Below are 16,962 nucleotides of genomic sequence, written 5' to 3'. Positions count from 1 at the left end.
TGCCATTGATAAACTGACCCCGGGGCTGATGGTTGATGTGTTATTCCCGGCTCTTAACCATGCTTTACTGCCATCGGTTCCTGCGCATGTGTTGACTATTTCAGCCGACCGTTTGATCGATGAAACTACCCAGCAGCCCTATTATCTTGCCGAAGTACAAGTCTCGACAGAAGGCGTGCATTTGCTGGGAGATTACAAAATTAAAGCCGGTATGCCCGCCAGCGTGACAATAAAAACCGGCGAGCGGACATTCCTGAGCTACCTGTTTAAACCTTTGCTCGCCCGCCTGGAACTGGCCTTTAAGGAATACTGACACTCTGTTTGTTTACTGATAATCTTGCTAGCTCCAGATTTCTGACGCCATAAAAGAGCGAACACACGATGATGCCACACGTTAAACGAACAGGAGCGCTCGTTGCGTTTGCTCTTTTACTTGCAAGTTGTTCATCTAAACCCCCACAGTCTTTAGTCACGCCGCTCCAGCCGGGGGTTAAAAATTCACTACCTGGAAAATCGAAAAGCCAGGAACCTGTGCGTGGTGTGTGGCTGGCGACGGTTTCCCGTCTCGACTGGCCTCCAGTGTCATCGGTGAATATCAGCAGCCCAGAGCTGCGTATCAACCAGCAGAAAAAAGCGCTGACCGACAAGCTGGATAATCTGAAAAGTCTCGGGATTAATACCGTCTTTTTCCAGGTTAAACCGGATGGCACCGCCCTTTGGCCGTCAAAAATTTTACCGTGGTCTGACGTGCTTACCGGTAATATTGGTCAAGACCCAGGTTACGACCCGTTGCAATTTATGCTCGATGAATCACACAAGCGCGGCATAAAAGTGCATGCCTGGTTTAACCCCTATCGTGTCTCGACTAACACTACTCCCCGAACCCTTGCGGAACTGAACCAGACATTGTCGTTGAATCCGGCGAGTGTTTACGTCCTGCATCGTGACTGGATTCGTACTGCGGGCGACCGTTACGTGTTGGACCCTGGCATTCCGGAAGCACGCGACTGGATAACCAACATCGTGGCGGAAGTCGTCAAAGGCTATGATATTGATGGTGTCCAGTTTGATGATTACTTCTATACCGAATCACCAGGTTCTGCGCTTAACGATAACCAGACATTCAAAAAGTATGGCCTGGCATTTAACTCAAAAGCTGACTGGCGACGCCACAATACCCAGCAGTTAATCGAACAAGTTTCTCGCACCATTAAACAGCTGAAACCGGGCGTTGAATTCGGCGTTAGCCCTGCGGGCGTATGGCGCAATCGCTCATTCGACCCAATGGGTTCCGATACGCGAGGTGCTGCCGCATACGACGAATCATTTGCTGATACCCGCAAGTGGGTGCAACAAGGGTTGCTGGATTACATTGCGCCGCAGTTGTACTGGCCTTTTGCCCGCGATGCCGCGCGTTATGATGTGCTGGCAAAATGGTGGGCAGATGTGGTGAAGCCAACTAACACCCGTCTTTACATCGGCGTGGCGTTGTACAAAGTGGGCGAACCGTCAAAGAATGAGCCGGACTGGATGGTTCGTGGCGGGGTGCCGGAGCTGAAAAAACAGCTCGATTTGAATGAGTCGACGCCACAAATTAACGGCACGATTTTGTTCAGAGAGAACTACCTCAACCAGCCGCAAACCCAGGAAGCAGTTAACTATCTTAAACAGCGCTGGAACCAATCTTAATTGATTGAATTTAATAGCTTCATGTAAATCTGGCGTTTATATTTATTTAATGACACAACTATTGTTGATTTTAATACTCATTGTAATAAACGGGTTTTGTAGGGTGGATAAGCGATAGCGTCATCCACCATTTTGAAGTTAACCCCGAAAGATTTCGGGGTTATTTATTCTAATAACGCACACAAATCGATTTTGTTTCCGTATAAGCATCCAGCCAGTCCGGGCCAAAATCTCTGCCTGAACCGGATTGTTTCATGCCGCCAAACGGCAAATTGGCATCAATAAGCGTATGGCTGTTTACCCAAACGGTTCCCGCCTGAATGCGTGAGGTATAACTCATCGCCGCCTGCATGTTGTTGGTCCACAGACTCGCCGTTAAGCCATACTCTGTGTCGTTTGCCAGGCGCAACGCTTCTTCGGCATCTTTGACGCACACCAGGTTTACTACCGGCCCAAACACCTCTTCATGATTCAGGCGCAAATCCGCTGACGGATTCACAACCAGCGTTGGCGTGATGTAATAACCCTCGCCTTTTGGCGCGGTGTTCCCGGTGATCAACTCCGCATGTTTGCGCTGCGCATCATCCAGATAACTGGCGACTTTTTGCTGATGCGCTTTTGAAACCAGTGGGTTGATGTGCGTACCGGTATCCATACCTGCGCCTACAGAGAGTGATTTCACCGCCTGCTCAAAGCCGCTGACTAATGTGTCAAACAGTGGCGATTCAATGTAAATGCGTGAGCTGGCGGCGCAAACCTGCCCCTGGTTCAGGAAACTACCCGCCATCAACCCGCCAATCACCATCTCAGGGTCGGCATCTTTCAGTACGATCGCCGGGTTTTTGCCGCCCAGTTCTAGCGTGACGCGAGTCAGACGATCCGCAGCCGCGCGCGCAATGCCTTTGCCGGTGGCGGTCGAACCGGTAAAGCTGACTTTCGCAACCAATGGATGTTGTGACAGCGCACGCCCACAAACCGCGCCGCTGCCGGTGACAACGTTAAATACGCCATCAGGAATACCGGCTTCGCTGGCTAATTCCGCCACACGTAGCAACGTTAGCGGCGTGGTTTCCGATGGTTTCACCACAATCGAGCAACCTGCCGCCAGTGCGGGCATCACTTTCCACATGCCAATCAGCAGCGGGAAGTTCCACGGCACAATGCCTGCGACCACACCGACCGGCTCTTTGCGGGTCCAGGCCTGGTAACGCGCTCCTTCCGGCATTGGAATCGATACATCCAGCGTGCGTCCGCTGATTTTGGTGGTCAGCCCGGCGGTATAACGCATCCAGTTCAGCGCGCAGCCCACTTCAAAAGCACGGGAAATGTTAATGGATTTACCTTGTTCCAGCGTTTCAAGTTGCGCCAGTTCTTCGGTATTTTGTTCAACCAGGTCAGCAAATTTCAGCAGAATTCTTTCGCGTGCGGCAGGCAACATATTCGCCCACACGCCGCTGGTAAACGCACGCCAGGCCGAAGTGACAGCTTTGTCGACATCGGTTTCACTGGCATCGGCACTGGTGGCAATTTGTTGGCCATCTGCCGGGTTAAAAACACTCAGGCGTGATGAGGAAGCCGACGCATGCCAGCTTCCGTCGATATACAGCCCATGCTGGCGCGCCAGAAAACGTTGAACCGACTCGAGAACAGCAACAGCGTTAGCAGACATAGTTTCTCCTTATCATCGTATTGGCAACAAGCCCTGGTAAGCAGTCTAGGGGCTGGCTGCGTAAAAGGTTTGCCTGTGCCTGACAATTACTTTGTTCCCTGTGACAGCACACGCATTTGGCGACAAAGCTCGCCGTTTTATTGGCCAATTTATCTATAGTGAATTCCTATACCAGACGCGAAGGGCTTCTCCCGTATCGCGCAAGCTGTAACAATGAATTAACACGTGGCACCCCTGGTGCAATTGGTGAGGTGAACAATGGCAGATTCGGCAAATCACGAGCGTTTCGATAGTTGGTTGGATCATATCAACCGTGCCTGCGGGCCTTTCGCCGGGCAAGTCACGGATGGTGGATTCCACGGCAGTTTGCAGGAATATCACGCCAATGCCATGAAGCTGAGCATCGTCGATGCCGCTCATTCACGTCTGTTCCGTACCCAATATGAAGTCGCTCGCAGCAACGACGCCTGGTATTACGCGGTGTTTCAACTCGATGGTGAAACCGTTCTGGAGCAAGGCAACAACCAGGCGGTGATGCACAGCGGTGATATCACGCTGATTGATGCTTCACGCCCGTGCAGCATCAATTACACCCAACAAACCAAACAAATTTCATTGCTGGTTCCGCGCCATATGCTGGAGCAAAACCGTCGTTCAGGTGAACTCCCTTGTGCCTATCGCCTCAACGCCGAAATGCCAGTGGTGAAAATGAGCCAGCGCCTGCTGCATGAAAGCATGAAAAACCCGACGCTTAACGCCTGCGAAAGTGAAGCCGCGCTGGAAGCACTTATTTGCCTGTTGCGCCCGGTATTGCAGGTGCGCGATGCCCTGCCGTCCAAACGTGACAAGCAACTTGAGCGGGTAATGGGGCTGATTGATAACAATATTCAGTCGGAAGATTTACGCCCTGAATGGATTGCCAGTGAAGCGGGAATGTCAGTGCGCAGTCTGTACCGCATGTTTGCCGATAAAGGTCTGGTGGTGGCGCAATACATCAAAAACCGTCGACTGGATTTGTGCGCCCAGGCGCTGCGCACCGTCAGCACGACCGAGAAATTAGCCGGAATTGGTTATAACTGGGGATTCACCGACCATAGCCACTTTTCGACGGCATTTAAGTTGCGCTTCGGTGTTTCGCCTGGGGAATATCGCAAACGCTGGCAGTAAACTAGCGAGGGATAACGCAGCCGCGATTCCCCCACTGGCGCGACTTTTACGCTTTTGGCTGGTGCGCACTAATTATGGTTTTTTCATCGCGATTCGCTTCCACTTCGCGCAACGGTTCCACCTGGTGCATAGTTTGCTGGCAACGGATCACCAGTTCCTGATATTCACGCGTGCCCTGCTTTTTCCACTCAATCTCCTCGGGGCGCAATTCACGCACCAACTTCGCCGGGCTGCCGAGGATCATTTGATTCGCGCCAAACTCGGCGCGCGCTTTCACAAACGCCGTGGCACCGACAATACTGTTTTCGCCAATTTGTGCGCCATCCAGAATCACCGCATTCATACCAACCAGCACATTTTTGCCAATTAAGCAGCCGTGCAAAATAGCGCCGTGACCAATATGACCGTCCTCTTCGACTACGGTATCCTGTTCCGGGAAACCGTGCATCACGCAATTATCCTGCACGTTCGCCCCATCTTTGACGATAATGCGCCCAAAGTCGCCACGTAAGCTGGCATTCGGCCCGATATAAACTCGATGGCCGATAATCACATCGCCAATCAGTACCGCTGTCGGGTGCACGTAGCTGTCTTCCGGCACCACGGGGGTGAGTCCATCAATTTGATACACGGGCATAGTTTCTCCTTACGGGTTCAGATTGATTCCACCAAAACGCTGAAAATAGCCGCTTCCCGGTTGTGGCAAATCACCCACCGAGGTTTCCCCATGCTCGCTGACAAACAGCAGCGCACCGGGCGCAACGCGTTGGTAAATGTTGATGCACAACTGGCGAGCGCTTTGCCCCTGCCAGTGTGGCGGCAGTAACTCATCAGGAAGCAGTGGGTCTTTAAGCACCACGCGACGATAAAAGTGGATAAGCAGAAGTTGGATCTGGAAACAGCGCAGCGGCGTCAGTTCACTTTCATCGGCCTCACGTAATAGCGGCAACAACGGGCGAAACGAGTTAATAAATTCACCGTAGCGGTCGTTTTTATCGGTCAACAACCAGCATTCTTCGACGCGCGCTTTAAGTGCAGTTTTTGATGCCTGCAACGGCGAACTGGCTTCAAAACAGATTACGTTATCGGCAACTCCGGCTTCATGCAGCAGGTTCTGCACGTCCGCCAGATTTTGCGACGGCGACGCCATCAGGCTCGGTGCCAGCGTACCAAACCCTTGCCAGATAAGTTGTTTCTTCACTTGCAGGAGGGTGTTTTTCTCAAGCCCTTCCGAGAGTAACAGCAGCCATTTACCGTCCCATTCTGGTTGCCCGGCACGATAGATTTTGGCTTCTGCGCGGCGCGTCATACGCTGCCCCATTTCGGTGAGACGATAGAAACTGCGTCGCCCGACGCGTTCCACGTCAAGCCAGCCTTCTTTGTTGAGTCGGAATAGCGAGGTACGCACAAAACGTTCGCCAAAGCCTAACGATTCAAGCATCGTCGCCAGGCTTCCCAGCCAGATTTCTCCGCCACGATGCGCCAGCGCATCACCGTACAAAGAGACAATCAGCGACGTTCCGCTAATGGGAACGGCGCTGACCGCCTGCTGAATAAACTGTTCCAGTTTGTTGCTCATCGTCAGACTAAAATTCCGTTTAAAACCGTTAAGACATAAAACATAGCACAACAAAGATAATAAAAATCATGTCATTAACAATGTGATTCACATTTTTCGAAAATACAGATTTCGTAGGTCGGATAAGCGCAGCGTCATCCGACATAACCGTTTTGATTTTAGTTTTGCGAGGCGTTTCCACAATATTAAGTCTCTGTATTGTACTGCCATTTTTTCCCCATCATTCTTCCATTGCATAAAAATCAAACTAACATTATGATTCGGTCATAAGTAAGGATTTTACTCGATGGAAAGAGAAGATTTTGGCTTGCAGTGGTTACTCGAACTTCACGGGGTCTCGGTCCAAATGGACGACGGTTATTGGTGGAAAGCGGAAGTCTGGCAGGTCGCCCCTACGGTCCTTTGCCCACATGGTGTTCGTTATTCGTTAACTTTGCATAACAAGTACAACACACGCATTTTTGGTTATGACAATGCACATGGCATCAGAGCAGCCGGCAAAGGGAAGTTTGGTAGTCGAATCGTCCGTGACCACGTTCACCTTACGGCGTCCGATAAAGGGCATGTATATGAATTTTCCTCTGCGGCACAACTGCTGGAAGATTTTTTTAAACACAGCGAAGAACTAATCAACCGAAGGAAGCAACAATGAAAGCAAGAATCGGCATCATGTCGAATGCACTGGTTCAAAAGTATATGCTGGCTATTGTGTCCGGTAAGTATCTCCGGGCAGAGGATGAACCTAAAATATGGTTCGTCTCAATCAACGCCTTAGGGCAAATATTGAATCCTGAAAACATCGCACTCTTGCGACTCATGGTCGAACATCAACCGGAAACTATCTCCGAACTTGCGGCGCTGTCCAACCGCCAGCTCAGTAACCTGTCTGTCACTTTGCAGGCGCTAAACAGGCACGGATTCGTTGAGCTAATCAAAACCGGTCGCAAAGTAAAACCTAAAGCGCTGTATACCGACTTTGAAATCATTGTCGACAGCGCTTTTGAAGCCCGCATTAACGCAGCCTGAACCGCATGTTAATGCGGGATATTGTTACTGATTCGCCGCTGTGCGCAAATCACACACGCGAATCGCTTTGCCTTCCGAACGTGGCAGGCTACCGCAATTCACAATGCTGATATCGGTAGAAATCCCGACCATCGACTTAATGCGATGACGTAACTGGTGGCACACCGAGCAACGTTGTTCATGGCTCAGATACAAGCTGCTCTCTTTCAGCTCCACCTTGACAGAAAGCGTGTCGAGATGGCCGTCGCGGTGCACTTCCAGTTGGTAATGCGGTGCCAGATGCTCAAATTTCACAATCTCTTCTTCGAGTTGTGACGGGAACACATTCACACCACGGATGATCAACATATCGTCTGAACGGCCGGTAATGCGGTCCATACGGCGCATGGTGCGCGCGGTGCCTGGCAGTAAACGCGTCAGGTCGCGGGTACGGTAACGAATCACCGGCAACGCTTCTTTGGTCAGCGTGGTAAACAGCAATTCGCCCTGCTCACCATCTTCCAGCGGTACGCCGCTAATTGGGTTAACGATTTCTGGATAGAAATGATCTTCCCAAATCGTTGGCCCGTCCGTGGTTTCCAGGCATTCCATCGCCACACCTGGGCCCATCACTTCCGACAGCCCGTAAATATCCAGTGCTGTAATACCCAGACGGCGTTCGATTTCACGGCGCATGGCGTGGGTCCACGGTTCTGCACCAAACACCCCAACACGCAGCGAGCAATCGCGCGCATCGCCACCCATCTGGCGTTCCAGCTCTTCAATCAGGTTCAGACACCAGGACGGCGTCACCATAATCATATCCGGGCGGAAATCGCGGATTAGCTGTGCCTGTTTCTCGGTTTGCCCGCCAGACATCGGGATAACGGTGGCTCCGAGGCGTTCAGCGCCATAATGCGCACCCAGCCCGCCGGTAAACAGCCCGTAACCATAAGCGACGTGAATTTTATCTTTCGGCGTACCGCCTGCGGCACGCAGCGAACGAGCGACAATATCCGCCCAGGTATCAATATCTTTTTGCGTGTAACCGACCACCGTTGGCTTACCGGTGGTGCCGGATGACGCGTGAATACGCACAACTTGCTCCATTGGCACCGCAAAAGTGTCGAACGGATAGTTGTCGCGCAAATCCTGCTTGGTGGTGCAGGGAAAGAGGCGAATATCCTTCAGCTCTTTGAAATCGTCAGGGTGTACGCCGACTGCATCGAACTTACGTTTGTACATCGGCACATTGTTATAGGCGTGGTTGAGCGTCCATTTCATACGCTGCGTTTGTAAGGCCTGCAGCTCATCAATTGATGCCGTTTCAATCGGTTCCAGCTTTGTAGTAGAGGTTATCATTATAGGGTACTCGCAGGTTTGATTAGCTCACACGCTCAAGGATCAGGGCAATGCCCTGGCCAACACCGATACACATCGTACACAGGGCATAACGGCCATTGCGGCGATGTAGTTCGTGGCTGGCGGCTAGCGCCAGTCGGGCTCCACTCATTCCCAAAGGATGGCCTAACGCAATCGCGCCGCCGTTGGGATTAACATGTGGGGCGTCGTCAGGCAGCCCCAACTGTCGTAATACCCCCAACGCTTGCGCGGCAAAGGCCTCGTTCAGTTCGATAACATCCATATCGTTGATGGAGAGTCCTGCAAGCTCCAGCACCTTGCGGGTCGCAGGTACTGGTCCAAGCCCCATCAGACGCGGTTCAACGCCAGCGGTTGCCATCGCCACAATACGGGCTTTTGGCGTTAAACCATGGCGCTGTGCCGCAGATGCGCTGGCAACAATCAATGCTGCCGCACCATCGTTGACACCGGAAGCGTTGCCGGCGGTGATCACCCCGTTTTTGCGGAATGGCGCTTTTAACGCGTTGAGTTGTTGCAAAGTTGTTTCATGGCGCGGGTGTTCGTCTTCGCGAACCTCAGTCACCGCTCCTTTTTTCCCTTGCAACACCACCGGCACGATCTCCTGTGCCAGTACGCCATTGATGCGCGCTTGCTCTGCACGTTGCTGGCTACGCCAGGCAAACGCATCTTGATCCGCCCGGCTTATGCTTAACAACTCCGCTACATTCTCTGCCGTTTCGGGCATGCTGTCAGTACCAAAGTGTTCAGCCATGAGCGGGTTCACAAAACGCCAGCCGATCGTGGTATCAAACAGTTCTGCCTGGCGCTGAAACGGCGTATTTGCCTTGCCCATCACGAACGGTGCACGCGACATCGACTCCACGCCACCGGCAATCATCAGCTCAGCATCACCGGCTCTGATGGCTCGCGCCGCCATGCCTAACGCATCCAGACCGGAGCCGCATAAACGGTTGATGGTGGTACCGGAAAGCGTCTGTGGGAGTCCGGCAAGCAGTGTCGCCATTCGCGCCACGTTACGGTTATCTTCGCCTGCCTGGTTGGCACAACCGAGGATCACGTCATCCACCGCGTTCCAGTCCAGATTCGGGTACCGCGCCATCAGCTCTTTGAGCGGGATTGCGGCCAGGTCATCGGCTCGCACCGAAGAAAGTGCGCCGCCGTAACGGCCAATTGGCGTGCGGACACCATCACAGATAAAGGCGTCTTTCATAGTTTGGCTCCAGAGAGAGTGGTTCCGATACGGTGCGAACGCCCGCGAAACAGTGCGATGGTTTTCTCATCCTGATTGATAATTTCAATGTCATAGACGCCCGTCTGCCGCCCCTGAGTGCGCACCTGGGCAATCGCTGTCAGCGTGTCCCCCGCTTTACCCGGACGCACAAAATCGATACTGCAACCGGAAGCCACCGCCGCCAGCCCCTGGCTGTTACAGGCATAAGCAAATGCGGTATCCGCGAGGGTAAAGAGTTGCCCGCCGTGGCAGGTTTGATGGCCGTTGAGCATCGCGGTGGTAATGGTCATGGTTAAGCGCGCAAAGCCTTCACCCATTTCCTGAATTTCAATTCCCATCTGCTGCGCGCAGTTGTCGCGAGCGTACATTTCGCGGGCATTCGCCCAGGCATTAGTGCTCATGTTGAGTCTCCAGAAGCGTGCGTTGACGCAGCAGCGAGGTCGGGCGATAACGCTCCTCACCATAATGTTGTTGCAGGTTTTCCAGCAGGCGCAGCACATTTTGCCAGCCCAGCTCCGCGCCCCACGCCAGCGGGCCACGCGGGTAATTCACACCCAGGCGCATCGCGGTGTCGATGTCCTGCTCGCTGGCGACCCCTTTTTGCAGCGCGTCTGCTGCTTCATTTGCCAGCATCGCCACGGTGCGCCACACCAACAGGCCAGGGTAATCGCGGATCTCCAGCACCTGTTTGCCTTGTTGCTGGAAAAAATGAATCGCTTTGGCGGTTTGTTCTGGCGTATTGCCAGCGGCGGCAGCCAGCACAACCAATGGCGATGACTGCCAGTTGTTAATCAAATCAATCAGCACCACCGGGCAATTCAGCCGTTTTGCTAATTGAGTTGCTGTTTCGCCTTGCGTGACTTCAACCCGCACTTCGTCCAGTTGTAACCATGAATCCGTGACACTGTCACCGAAATCACTATTATTTAGCCAGGCCGCACGCCCGTGGCGCTCAATCAGCTGTGCACCCGCGCTGGCAGGCAGCGCGGCCAGATAAGGCAATTCTTCATTGATTGGCCAACGATAGACACCCTGCCCGGTTTTCTTACCCAAACGCTTACCGAGTACCAGTTCTTGCTGAATCAGCGACGGTAGAAAACGGCGCTCCTGCCAGAAACCGTTGAACACCGAACAGGTCACCGCAAAATTGACGTCCTGGCCGATTAAATCGGTCAGCGCCAGCGGCCCCATCGGGAAACCGCCGCAATCACGCAAGGCCGCATCAATCACGCCCGCAGGGGCAATTTGTTCTTCCAGTGCGCGCCAGGCTTCCGAATAAAACGGACGCGCCACGCGGTTGACGATAAAGCCAGGCGTTGAGTGGCAACGCACCGGTTGTTTCCCCCAACGCAGCGCCAGACTGGTTAGGCTCTCCAGCACAGCGGGCGCGGTTTCCAGCCCGCTCACCACTTCCACCAGTTTCATCACCGGAGCCGGATTAAAGAAATGCAGCCCCGCCACACGCTGTGGATGTGGCACACCGCTGGCAATCGCGGTAATCGAAATTGACGAGGTGTTGCTGGCAAAAATAGTTTCTGCTGAACAGACGGTCGCCAGGTCGCGGAAAATCGCCTGTTTGATGTCGATTTGCTCGGCTGCCGCTTCAATCACTAATGCAGCATCCGCCAGTTCATTCAATTCTTGTGCGGCGGTTAAGCGGTTAACCACGGCATTTTTCTCAGACTCGGTGAGTTTGCCTTTTGCTACGCGGGCGCTCAGTGCGGTGGCGATGCCATCGATAGCACGAACGGCGGCATCCGGCTGGATGTCATAAATTTTAACCGGATGCCCGGCTTGCGCGGCAACCTGGGCAATGCCCGCGCCCATGGTGCCGCTGCCAATCACCGCGATAATCGATTGTGGAGTCAGCATCATCATTTCCCCTTAAACACCGCAGGGCGTTTGGCGAGGAAGGCCGACACACCTTCGCGATAATCTTCACTTCTGCCTGCCATACGCTGGTAATCGCGCTCCAGATCAAGCTGCGCATCCAGCGTGTTAGTTTCTGAGGCATACAGCGCTTTCTTCACCAGACCAAGGCCGAAGGTTGGCTGGCTGGCAAAATGCGTGGCAAGCTGGCGGGCGGTATCGTTTAACGCTTCGTCGTCAACCACTTGCCAGATCATCCCCCACTGTAGCGCCTGTTCTGCGCTCAGTTTGTCGCCCATTAATGCCAGCCCCATCGCCCGAGCATGCCCGGCAAGACGTGGCAGATACCAGGTGCCGCCGCAATCCGGTACCAGACCTAGTTTGCTGAAAGACATCACAAAATTGACCGAACGCGCCGCAATCACGATGTCGCAACCCAGCGCCAGCGTGGCTCCGGCACCGGCGGCAACACCATTTACCGCCGCGATCACCGGCTTGGGTAATTTTGCCAGGCGCTTAACCAGCGGGTTGTAGAAGTTTTCCACCGACGCGCCTAAATCCGGTGCATCGCCGCTTGGGTCGACGTTGCGGTCGTTGAGATCCTGCCCGGCACAAAACCCGCGCCCGGCACCGGTAATCAGCAGGCAGCGAATGGACTCGTCGCGCTCGGCCTGCGTCAGCACTTCTGCCAACTGGCGGTGCATTTCGTCGTTAAAGCTGTTCAGGCGTTCAGGGCGATTGAGAGTCAGCGTCATCACGCCGTTTTGCACATCACTAAGAATGAAATTCATGGTTATCGTCCTTTAAACGCAGCGGGTCGTTTTTCGAGAAATGCGGCAATGCCTTCCTGCCGGTCTTCAGTGGCGGCCAGTAGCGTGAAAAGCTGGCGCTCATGCTGTAATCCCTGACTGAGTGAAAGCTCATGCGCCTGGCGCAGTGCTGTTTTCGCCGCCTGCAACGCCAGTGGCGCATGTTGTGCGATGCGTGCCGCCAGTTTTTTGGTGTATTCCAGCGTCAGGGCTTGTGGACAAACCTCTGCCACCAGTCCGGCAAGCTGTGCCTGTTCGGCGCTAATCGCTTCGCCCGTCAGTACCATTTTGTAGGCCAGCGCTTTGCCAACACTGCGAATCAGTCGTTGTGTGCCGCCCGCCCCAGGCATAATGCCGAGGGTGATTTCCGGCAGGCCAAAGCGTGCGTTGTCACCCGCCAGTACGATGTCGCACAGCATCGCCAGCTCGCAGCCTGCGCCCAGTGCATAACCGTTTACCGCCGCCAGCAATGGCTTGTTAAAGCGTTCGATACGCGCCCAAAGCTGTGGACGAGGATCGTTGAGCGTGGCGGGCATATCGCGGTTCGCCATCTCTTTTAAATCAGCACCTGCGGCAAAAAAACGCTCGTTGCCGGTAAGCACCACAGCACCAACGTTTTCATCGTGTTGCGCACTTTCCAGCGCCTGCGCAATGTCTTCGAGCAGCACGTTGTTTAACGCGTTACGCGCTTGCGGGCGGTTAAGCGTCAGGGTTAGCACGCGGTCATTCTGGCTAATCAGTAGCTCGTTCATTAAAGCCCCTGCGCATCAAAGTCGATGACCACGTTGTCGCCTTTCGGTAAGGCCTGGCAACTGAGGATGTAGCCCGCCGCCAGTTGGTCTGGCTCGAGGCTGTAGTTAACGCCCATTTCTACTTCACCGCTGACCACTTTGCAGCGGCAAGTGGCACACACCCCGCCTTTGCAGGCGTAAGGTAAATCCGCGCCCTGGCGCAAGGCCGCATCGAGAATGCTTTCGTCATCGGAATCGAGGATAATTTTGCGGTCGCGTCCGTCCTGGCGCAGCGTCACCACTTTGCCTGCCGCTTGCTCACGGCGACGCAGGCTTGGTGCGCTGCCAGGCGTGTTGAAGTGTTCAATAAAGATGTTTTGCTGTGCGACACCCATCGCCAGTAAAGCCGCTTCTGATTCCTGCATCATGCTTTGCGGACCGCAGATAAAGGTGCGGTCAAAGCCTTTCAAGTCGAGCAGATTGTCACCCAGCGCTTTGAGTTTCGCGCCATCAAGACGCCCGCTCAGCAACTCGCTTTCTTGTACTTCCTGGCTGAACAGGTAAATCAGTTGCAGGCGTTGCGGATAGCGGTCTTTTAAGTCGGCCAGTGCCTGGCGGAACATCATGCTGCGGCTGCTACGGTTGCCGTAAACCAGCGTGACGCAGCTGTCAGATTCAGTCGCTAATGTGGCGCTAACAATCGCTAACATCGGCGTGATGCCGGAACCGACCGCCAGCGCCAGATAGTTGCCTGCGGTGTCGTGCTGCGGCTGGTAACCAAATGTCCCCTGCGGGATCATCACGTCCATCGCCATTCCCGCCGCTAAATCGCTCACCGCGTACTGCGAAAAACGCCCGCCTTCGATGGCTTTCACCGCCACACAAATTTCACCGGGCTGTTCGGCGCGGCAAATGGAGTAGCAGCGACGTAACTCTTCGCCACCGAGACGTGTTTTCAGCGTCAAATGCTGGCCAGGTTTAAAGGCGTAATGTGTCTGCAATTCGGCAGGCACGGCAAAAGTGATGGCAACCGCTTCAGGAGTTTCCTGCTCAATGCGCGCCACCGTTAGCGAATGAAACGTTGTCATGGCAACCTCAAATACATTTAAAGTAATCAAAGGGTTCGCGGCAGCTATCACAGCGGTATAACGCTTTGCAGGCCGTAGAACCGAATTCGCTAATCAGCGAGGTGTGCAAACTGCCGCAGCGTGGGCAACTCACTTCCACCGCAGCTGATGTGGCGTGGCAAGCATGCCCTTGTGGCGGGCTGATGCCGTATTCACGCAGCCGAGTTTTGGCGGTTGGCGTCATCCAGTCGGTGGTCCACGCCGGGTGCAACATCTGTTCGATGTGCACCGGTTGGTGCCCTGCTTTTTCCATCGCTTCACGAATCGCCGCCAGCAGAAAATCTGTCGCCGGGCAGCCGGAATAGGTTGGCGTGAAACCGATGTGCCAGCCGTCATCACGATGGTGAACACTTCGTACCATGCCGAGATCGGTGATGGTCAGCACCGGGATTTCAGGGTCGCTGATTTGCCCGAGAATGCGCCAGACCTCGCGGGTTTGCGCCGGTTCCACCACATCGAGAGTTTGCATCTTTACCTCACTACCATTGCTGATTGGGGTACGCGCGTTGCAGGTACTGCATATCTGCCAGCAACGGGCCGAGATGTTCGGTATGCAGCCCCTGTTTGCCGCCGGTGCGATATTGCGCTTCCTGTGGTTTGACGAGTGTGGCCGCCAGCAACGTGCCGAACACTTCCTCTTCCCAGGCCGTACGCAGCGTGCGCGGGTCGACCGCAATCCCAAGTTGTGCGAGTTCGATTTCCAGCTCGTCGGCTTCAAACATTTCGCCGCTAAAACGCCACAGTTTGTTCAGTGAATGCTGCATTTTTTGCTGCGAAAACTCCGTGCCGTTGCCCAGACGCACCAACCAACCGCGGCTGAAGCGCAGGTGGTAACGCACTTCTTTGATAGCTTTCGCGGCAATCGCCGCCAGTTGTGCATCGCGGCTCAGCGCCAGGCGCTCAAACAGCACCACATGCCAGGCATCCAGCAGGTACTGGCGCATCAGGGTGTCAGCGAAATCACCGTTCGGCTGCTCAGCCAGCAACACATTGCGGTATTCGCGCTCGTCACGGCCAAATGCCAGTTTGTCTTCATCAAACTCGGCCCCCTGAAGTTCAGCGGCATAGCTCAGGAAGTTGCGCGCCTGGCCGAGTAAATCGAGGCCGATGTTCGCCAGCGCCAGGTCAATCTCCAGCTCCGGCGCGTGTCCACACCACGCCGTTAAGCGCTGTGCCAGCACCAGACAGGTATCGCCGAGGCGCAGGGTGTAGGTGGTTAACGGGGAATAAGTCATTTCACGCCTCACATGTGCTCGATGCCATCAGGGATGGTGTAGAACGTCGGGTGGCGATAAATTTTGGTTTCCGCCGGGTCAAAAAAGGCACCGCGTTCTTCAGGTTGTGAAGCAATGATTTCGCTTGCCTTCACCACCCAAATTGAGCAGCCTTCACTGCGGCGGGTGTAGGCATCGCGGGCGTTTTCCAGCGCCATTTGTTCGTCGGCGGCGTGCAGGCTACCCACATGGCGATGGGATAAACCTTGTTTACTGCGAATAAATACTTCGTATAACGGCCAGTGAACTTTGCTCATGTGTTTTTCCTTCAAATTCGGGTGTCAATGGTGGCATTCCCTCTCCCTGGGGAGAGGGGGCTACAAATTCTGTTTTGCGGCATACGCCAGCGCGGCTTCGCGCACCCATGTGCCCTCTTCCCAGGCTTTGCGTTTGGCGGCTAAGCGCTCTTCGTTGCATAGCCCACGTCCGGCGACCACTTCATTAAATTCGTGCCAGTCAATTTCGCTGAATTGGTAATGCCCGCTGGCTTCGTTCCAGTGCAGCCCTTCATCCGGCACAGTCATACCCAGCATTTCAACTTGTGGCACGGTGTTGTCGACAAAACGCTGGCGCAATTCGTCATTACCAAAACGTTTAATTTTCCACGCCAGGCTTTGCGCGCTGTTGGGTGAGTTGTCGTCGTTCGGGCCAAACATCATCAGTGCTGGCCACCAGAAACGGTTTATCGCGTCCTGCAACATCTGGCGCTGTTCTTCACTGCCCTGCGCCAGCACCATGCAGGCTTCAAAACCCTGGCGCTGATGGAAGCTCTCTTCCTTACAGATTTTCACCATCGCACGGGCATAAGGGCCGTATGAAGTGCGGCACAGTGCCACCTGGTTCACGATCGCGGCACCATCAACCAGCCAGCCAATCACGCCAATGTCGGCCCAGTTCAGCGTCGGATAATTGAAGATGGAGGAATACTTCATCTTGCCGTCGAGCATCTTTTGGTAGATGTCTTCCCGTGCACAGCCCAGCGTTTCTGCCGCGCTATACAGATAAAGCCCGTGTCCGGCTTCGTCCTGCACTTTCGCTAACAAAATGGCTTTGCGCTTTAAGCTCGGTGCGCGGGTCAGCCAGTTGCCTTCTGGCAGCATGCCAACGATCTCGGAATGCGCGTGCTGACCTATCTGACGAATCAACGTCTTACGGTATTCCTCAGGCATCCAGTCTTGCGGTTCAATCGCGATTTCCTGTGCGATTCGCTCATCAAAACGCTGTTGTTCAGTCACGTCATCACCTTTTATGATTCAAACTAAATTCACAAATCGGGTTTATGTGAATCACTTAATGATTAAAAGTTACAGATAAGTTAACCAAAACACCAAAATTAACACGCGCGGTTTGTGAGCTTTATCACGATAAATTTCAAATATTCTTTATTATTTATGTATATAAGCAAATCACCAAAACTACGCGTAATCAC

General features: G+C 53.9%; 18 protein-coding genes and 1 pseudogene. 5 read left to right on the top strand and 14 right to left on the bottom strand.

Features of this window, described 5'->3' with window-relative positions:
• Together MES37_RS19205 and MES37_RS19200 are read left to right on the top strand one after the other, a co-directional pair.
• Positions 1-313, top strand: a pseudogene (locus tag MES37_RS19205) (HlyD family secretion protein); the annotation flags it as partial.
• Positions 314-381: 68 nt separating this feature from the next.
• Complete coding sequence (locus MES37_RS19200) at positions 382-1,689, top strand: glycoside hydrolase family 10 protein (RefSeq protein ID WP_133521486.1); 1,308 nt, start codon at positions 382-384, stop codon at positions 1,687-1,689.
• 169 nt (positions 1,690-1,858) lie between these two features.
• On the opposite strand, the gene MES37_RS19195 is transcribed toward MES37_RS19200, so the two are convergent.
• Complete coding sequence (locus MES37_RS19195; RefSeq protein WP_121813500.1) at positions 1,859-3,358, bottom strand: aldehyde dehydrogenase family protein; 1,500 nt, start codon at positions 3,356-3,358, stop codon at positions 1,859-1,861.
• A 258-nt stretch (positions 3,359-3,616) separates the two neighbouring features.
• On the opposite strand from MES37_RS19195, the gene feaR reads away from it, so the two are divergent.
• The gene (gene feaR, locus MES37_RS19190; protein ID WP_064546668.1) at positions 3,617-4,525 is read left to right on the top strand and encodes a transcriptional regulator FeaR; all 909 of its coding nucleotides are present in this window, start codon (positions 3,617-3,619) and stop codon (positions 4,523-4,525) included.
• Positions 4,526-4,571: 46 nt separating this feature from the next.
• On the opposite strand, the gene paaY is transcribed toward feaR, so the two are convergent.
• Together paaY and paaX are read right to left on the bottom strand one after the other, a co-directional pair.
• The gene (gene paaY, locus MES37_RS19185; RefSeq protein ID WP_237932392.1) at positions 4,572-5,162 is read right to left on the bottom strand and encodes a phenylacetic acid degradation protein PaaY; all 591 of its coding nucleotides are present in this window, start codon (positions 5,160-5,162) and stop codon (positions 4,572-4,574) included.
• A 9-nt stretch (positions 5,163-5,171) separates the two neighbouring features.
• Positions 5,172-6,104, bottom strand: a complete 933-nt coding sequence (gene paaX / locus MES37_RS19180) for a phenylacetic acid degradation operon negative regulatory protein PaaX (protein WP_121813502.1) — start codon at positions 6,102-6,104, stop codon at positions 5,172-5,174.
• A 286-nt stretch (positions 6,105-6,390) separates the two neighbouring features.
• On the opposite strand from paaX, the gene MES37_RS19175 reads away from it, so the two are divergent.
• Complete coding sequence (locus MES37_RS19175) at positions 6,391-6,756, top strand: toxin-antitoxin system TumE family protein (RefSeq protein ID WP_064546661.1); 366 nt, start codon at positions 6,391-6,393, stop codon at positions 6,754-6,756.
• Entirely contained in the window at positions 6,753-7,130 is a 378-nt protein-coding gene (locus MES37_RS19170; protein WP_064546659.1) for an HVO_A0114 family putative DNA-binding protein, read from the top strand. Before MES37_RS19175 ends, MES37_RS19170 begins: the two co-directional genes overlap by 4 nt.
• A gap of 24 nt (positions 7,131-7,154) precedes the next feature.
• Here MES37_RS19170 and paaK read toward each other — a convergent pair whose 3' ends face one another.
• From paaK to paaA, 11 genes are read right to left on the bottom strand one after another with little or no spacing between them, the layout of a single operon-like run.
• Positions 7,155-8,471, bottom strand: a complete 1,317-nt coding sequence (gene paaK, locus MES37_RS19165) for a phenylacetate--CoA ligase PaaK (protein ID WP_121813504.1) — start codon at positions 8,469-8,471, stop codon at positions 7,155-7,157.
• Positions 8,472-8,493: 22 nt separating this feature from the next.
• Entirely contained in the window at positions 8,494-9,702 is a 1,209-nt protein-coding gene (pcaF, locus tag MES37_RS19160; protein WP_237932389.1) for a 3-oxoadipyl-CoA thiolase, read from the bottom strand.
• Positions 9,699-10,124 carry a hydroxyphenylacetyl-CoA thioesterase PaaI gene (gene paaI, locus MES37_RS19155; protein WP_064546655.1) on the bottom strand — a complete coding sequence of 142 codons (426 nt, stop codon included), beginning with the start codon at positions 10,122-10,124 and terminating at the stop codon, positions 9,699-9,701. The genes pcaF and paaI overlap by 4 nt, the downstream gene beginning before the upstream one ends.
• Positions 10,114-11,595 carry a 3-hydroxyacyl-CoA dehydrogenase PaaH gene (paaH, locus tag MES37_RS19150; RefSeq protein WP_121815622.1) on the bottom strand — a complete coding sequence of 494 codons (1,482 nt, stop codon included), beginning with the start codon at positions 11,593-11,595 and terminating at the stop codon, positions 10,114-10,116. Before paaH ends, paaI begins: the two co-directional genes overlap by 11 nt.
• 2 nt (positions 11,596-11,597) lie before the next feature.
• Positions 11,598-12,383 carry a 2-(1,2-epoxy-1,2-dihydrophenyl)acetyl-CoA isomerase PaaG gene (paaG, locus tag MES37_RS19145; RefSeq protein ID WP_064546651.1) on the bottom strand — a complete coding sequence of 262 codons (786 nt, stop codon included), beginning with the start codon at positions 12,381-12,383 and terminating at the stop codon, positions 11,598-11,600.
• Between the two features lie 2 nt (positions 12,384-12,385).
• On the bottom strand, positions 12,386-13,153 hold the full coding sequence (gene paaF / locus MES37_RS19140) for a 2,3-dehydroadipyl-CoA hydratase PaaF (protein WP_232885851.1): 768 nt from the start codon (positions 13,151-13,153) through the stop codon (positions 12,386-12,388).
• Positions 13,153-14,220, bottom strand: coding sequence for a 1,2-phenylacetyl-CoA epoxidase subunit PaaE (paaE, locus tag MES37_RS19135; RefSeq protein WP_237932388.1), 1,068 nt, complete (start codon positions 14,218-14,220; stop codon positions 13,153-13,155). Before paaE ends, paaF begins: the two co-directional genes overlap by 1 nt.
• Positions 14,221-14,227: 7 nt before the next feature.
• Complete coding sequence (gene paaD, locus MES37_RS19130; protein WP_064546645.1) at positions 14,228-14,728, bottom strand: 1,2-phenylacetyl-CoA epoxidase subunit PaaD; 501 nt, start codon at positions 14,726-14,728, stop codon at positions 14,228-14,230.
• A gap of 10 nt (positions 14,729-14,738) precedes the next feature.
• On the bottom strand, positions 14,739-15,494 hold the full coding sequence (paaC, locus tag MES37_RS19125; protein ID WP_121813510.1) for a 1,2-phenylacetyl-CoA epoxidase subunit PaaC: 756 nt from the start codon (positions 15,492-15,494) through the stop codon (positions 14,739-14,741).
• 8 nt (positions 15,495-15,502) lie between these two features.
• Positions 15,503-15,790: a 1,2-phenylacetyl-CoA epoxidase subunit PaaB gene (paaB, locus tag MES37_RS19120; protein ID WP_064546641.1), complete on the bottom strand. Its 288-nt coding sequence runs from the start codon at positions 15,788-15,790 to the stop codon at positions 15,503-15,505.
• Positions 15,791-15,850: 60 nt separating this feature from the next.
• Positions 15,851-16,768 carry a 1,2-phenylacetyl-CoA epoxidase subunit PaaA gene (gene paaA, locus MES37_RS19115; protein ID WP_064546639.1) on the bottom strand — a complete coding sequence of 306 codons (918 nt, stop codon included), beginning with the start codon at positions 16,766-16,768 and terminating at the stop codon, positions 15,851-15,853.
• Positions 16,769-16,962: the final 194 nt, after the last annotated feature.

The sequence above is a fragment of the Buttiauxella sp. S19-1 genome (assembly GCF_022134725.1).
GTDB classification, from domain to species: domain Bacteria; phylum Pseudomonadota; class Gammaproteobacteria; order Enterobacterales; family Enterobacteriaceae; genus Buttiauxella; species Buttiauxella ferragutiae.
This window is presented reverse-complemented; position numbering and strand designations above follow the sequence as displayed.

Coding starts and splice junctions, on each gene's coding strand:
- paaI (WP_064546655.1), bottom strand. CDS start 10,124: ATGAGCACTAATGCCTGGGCGAATGCCCGCGAAATGTACGCTCGCGAC.
- paaK (WP_121813504.1), bottom strand. CDS start 8,471: ATGATAACCTCTACTACAAAGCTGGAACCGATTGAAACGGCATCAATT.
- paaB (WP_064546641.1), bottom strand. CDS start 15,790: ATGAGCAAAGTTCACTGGCCGTTATACGAAGTATTTATTCGCAGTAAA.
- paaE (WP_237932388.1), bottom strand. CDS start 14,220: ATGACAACGTTTCATTCGCTAACGGTGGCGCGCATTGAGCAGGAAACT.
- paaX (WP_121813502.1), bottom strand. CDS start 6,104: ATGAGCAACAAACTGGAACAGTTTATTCAGCAGGCGGTCAGCGCCGTT.
- MES37_RS19200 (WP_133521486.1), top strand. CDS start 382: ATGATGCCACACGTTAAACGAACAGGAGCGCTCGTTGCGTTTGCTCTT.
- paaH (WP_121815622.1), bottom strand. CDS start 11,595: ATGCTGACTCCACAATCGATTATCGCGGTGATTGGCAGCGGCACCATG.
- pcaF (WP_237932389.1), bottom strand. CDS start 9,702: ATGAAAGACGCCTTTATCTGTGATGGTGTCCGCACGCCAATTGGCCGT.
- paaG (WP_064546651.1), bottom strand. CDS start 12,383: ATGAATTTCATTCTTAGTGATGTGCAAAACGGCGTGATGACGCTGACT.
- feaR (WP_064546668.1), top strand. CDS start 3,617: ATGGCAGATTCGGCAAATCACGAGCGTTTCGATAGTTGGTTGGATCAT.
- paaF (WP_232885851.1), bottom strand. CDS start 13,153: ATGAACGAGCTACTGATTAGCCAGAATGACCGCGTGCTAACCCTGACG.
- MES37_RS19195 (WP_121813500.1), bottom strand. CDS start 3,358: ATGTCTGCTAACGCTGTTGCTGTTCTCGAGTCGGTTCAACGTTTTCTG.
- MES37_RS19170 (WP_064546659.1), top strand. CDS start 6,753: ATGAAAGCAAGAATCGGCATCATGTCGAATGCACTGGTTCAAAAGTAT.
- MES37_RS19175 (WP_064546661.1), top strand. CDS start 6,391: ATGGAAAGAGAAGATTTTGGCTTGCAGTGGTTACTCGAACTTCACGGG.
- paaC (WP_121813510.1), bottom strand. CDS start 15,494: ATGACTTATTCCCCGTTAACCACCTACACCCTGCGCCTCGGCGATACC.
- paaD (WP_064546645.1), bottom strand. CDS start 14,728: ATGCAAACTCTCGATGTGGTGGAACCGGCGCAAACCCGCGAGGTCTGG.
- paaY (WP_237932392.1), bottom strand. CDS start 5,162: ATGCCCGTGTATCAAATTGATGGACTCACCCCCGTGGTGCCGGAAGAC.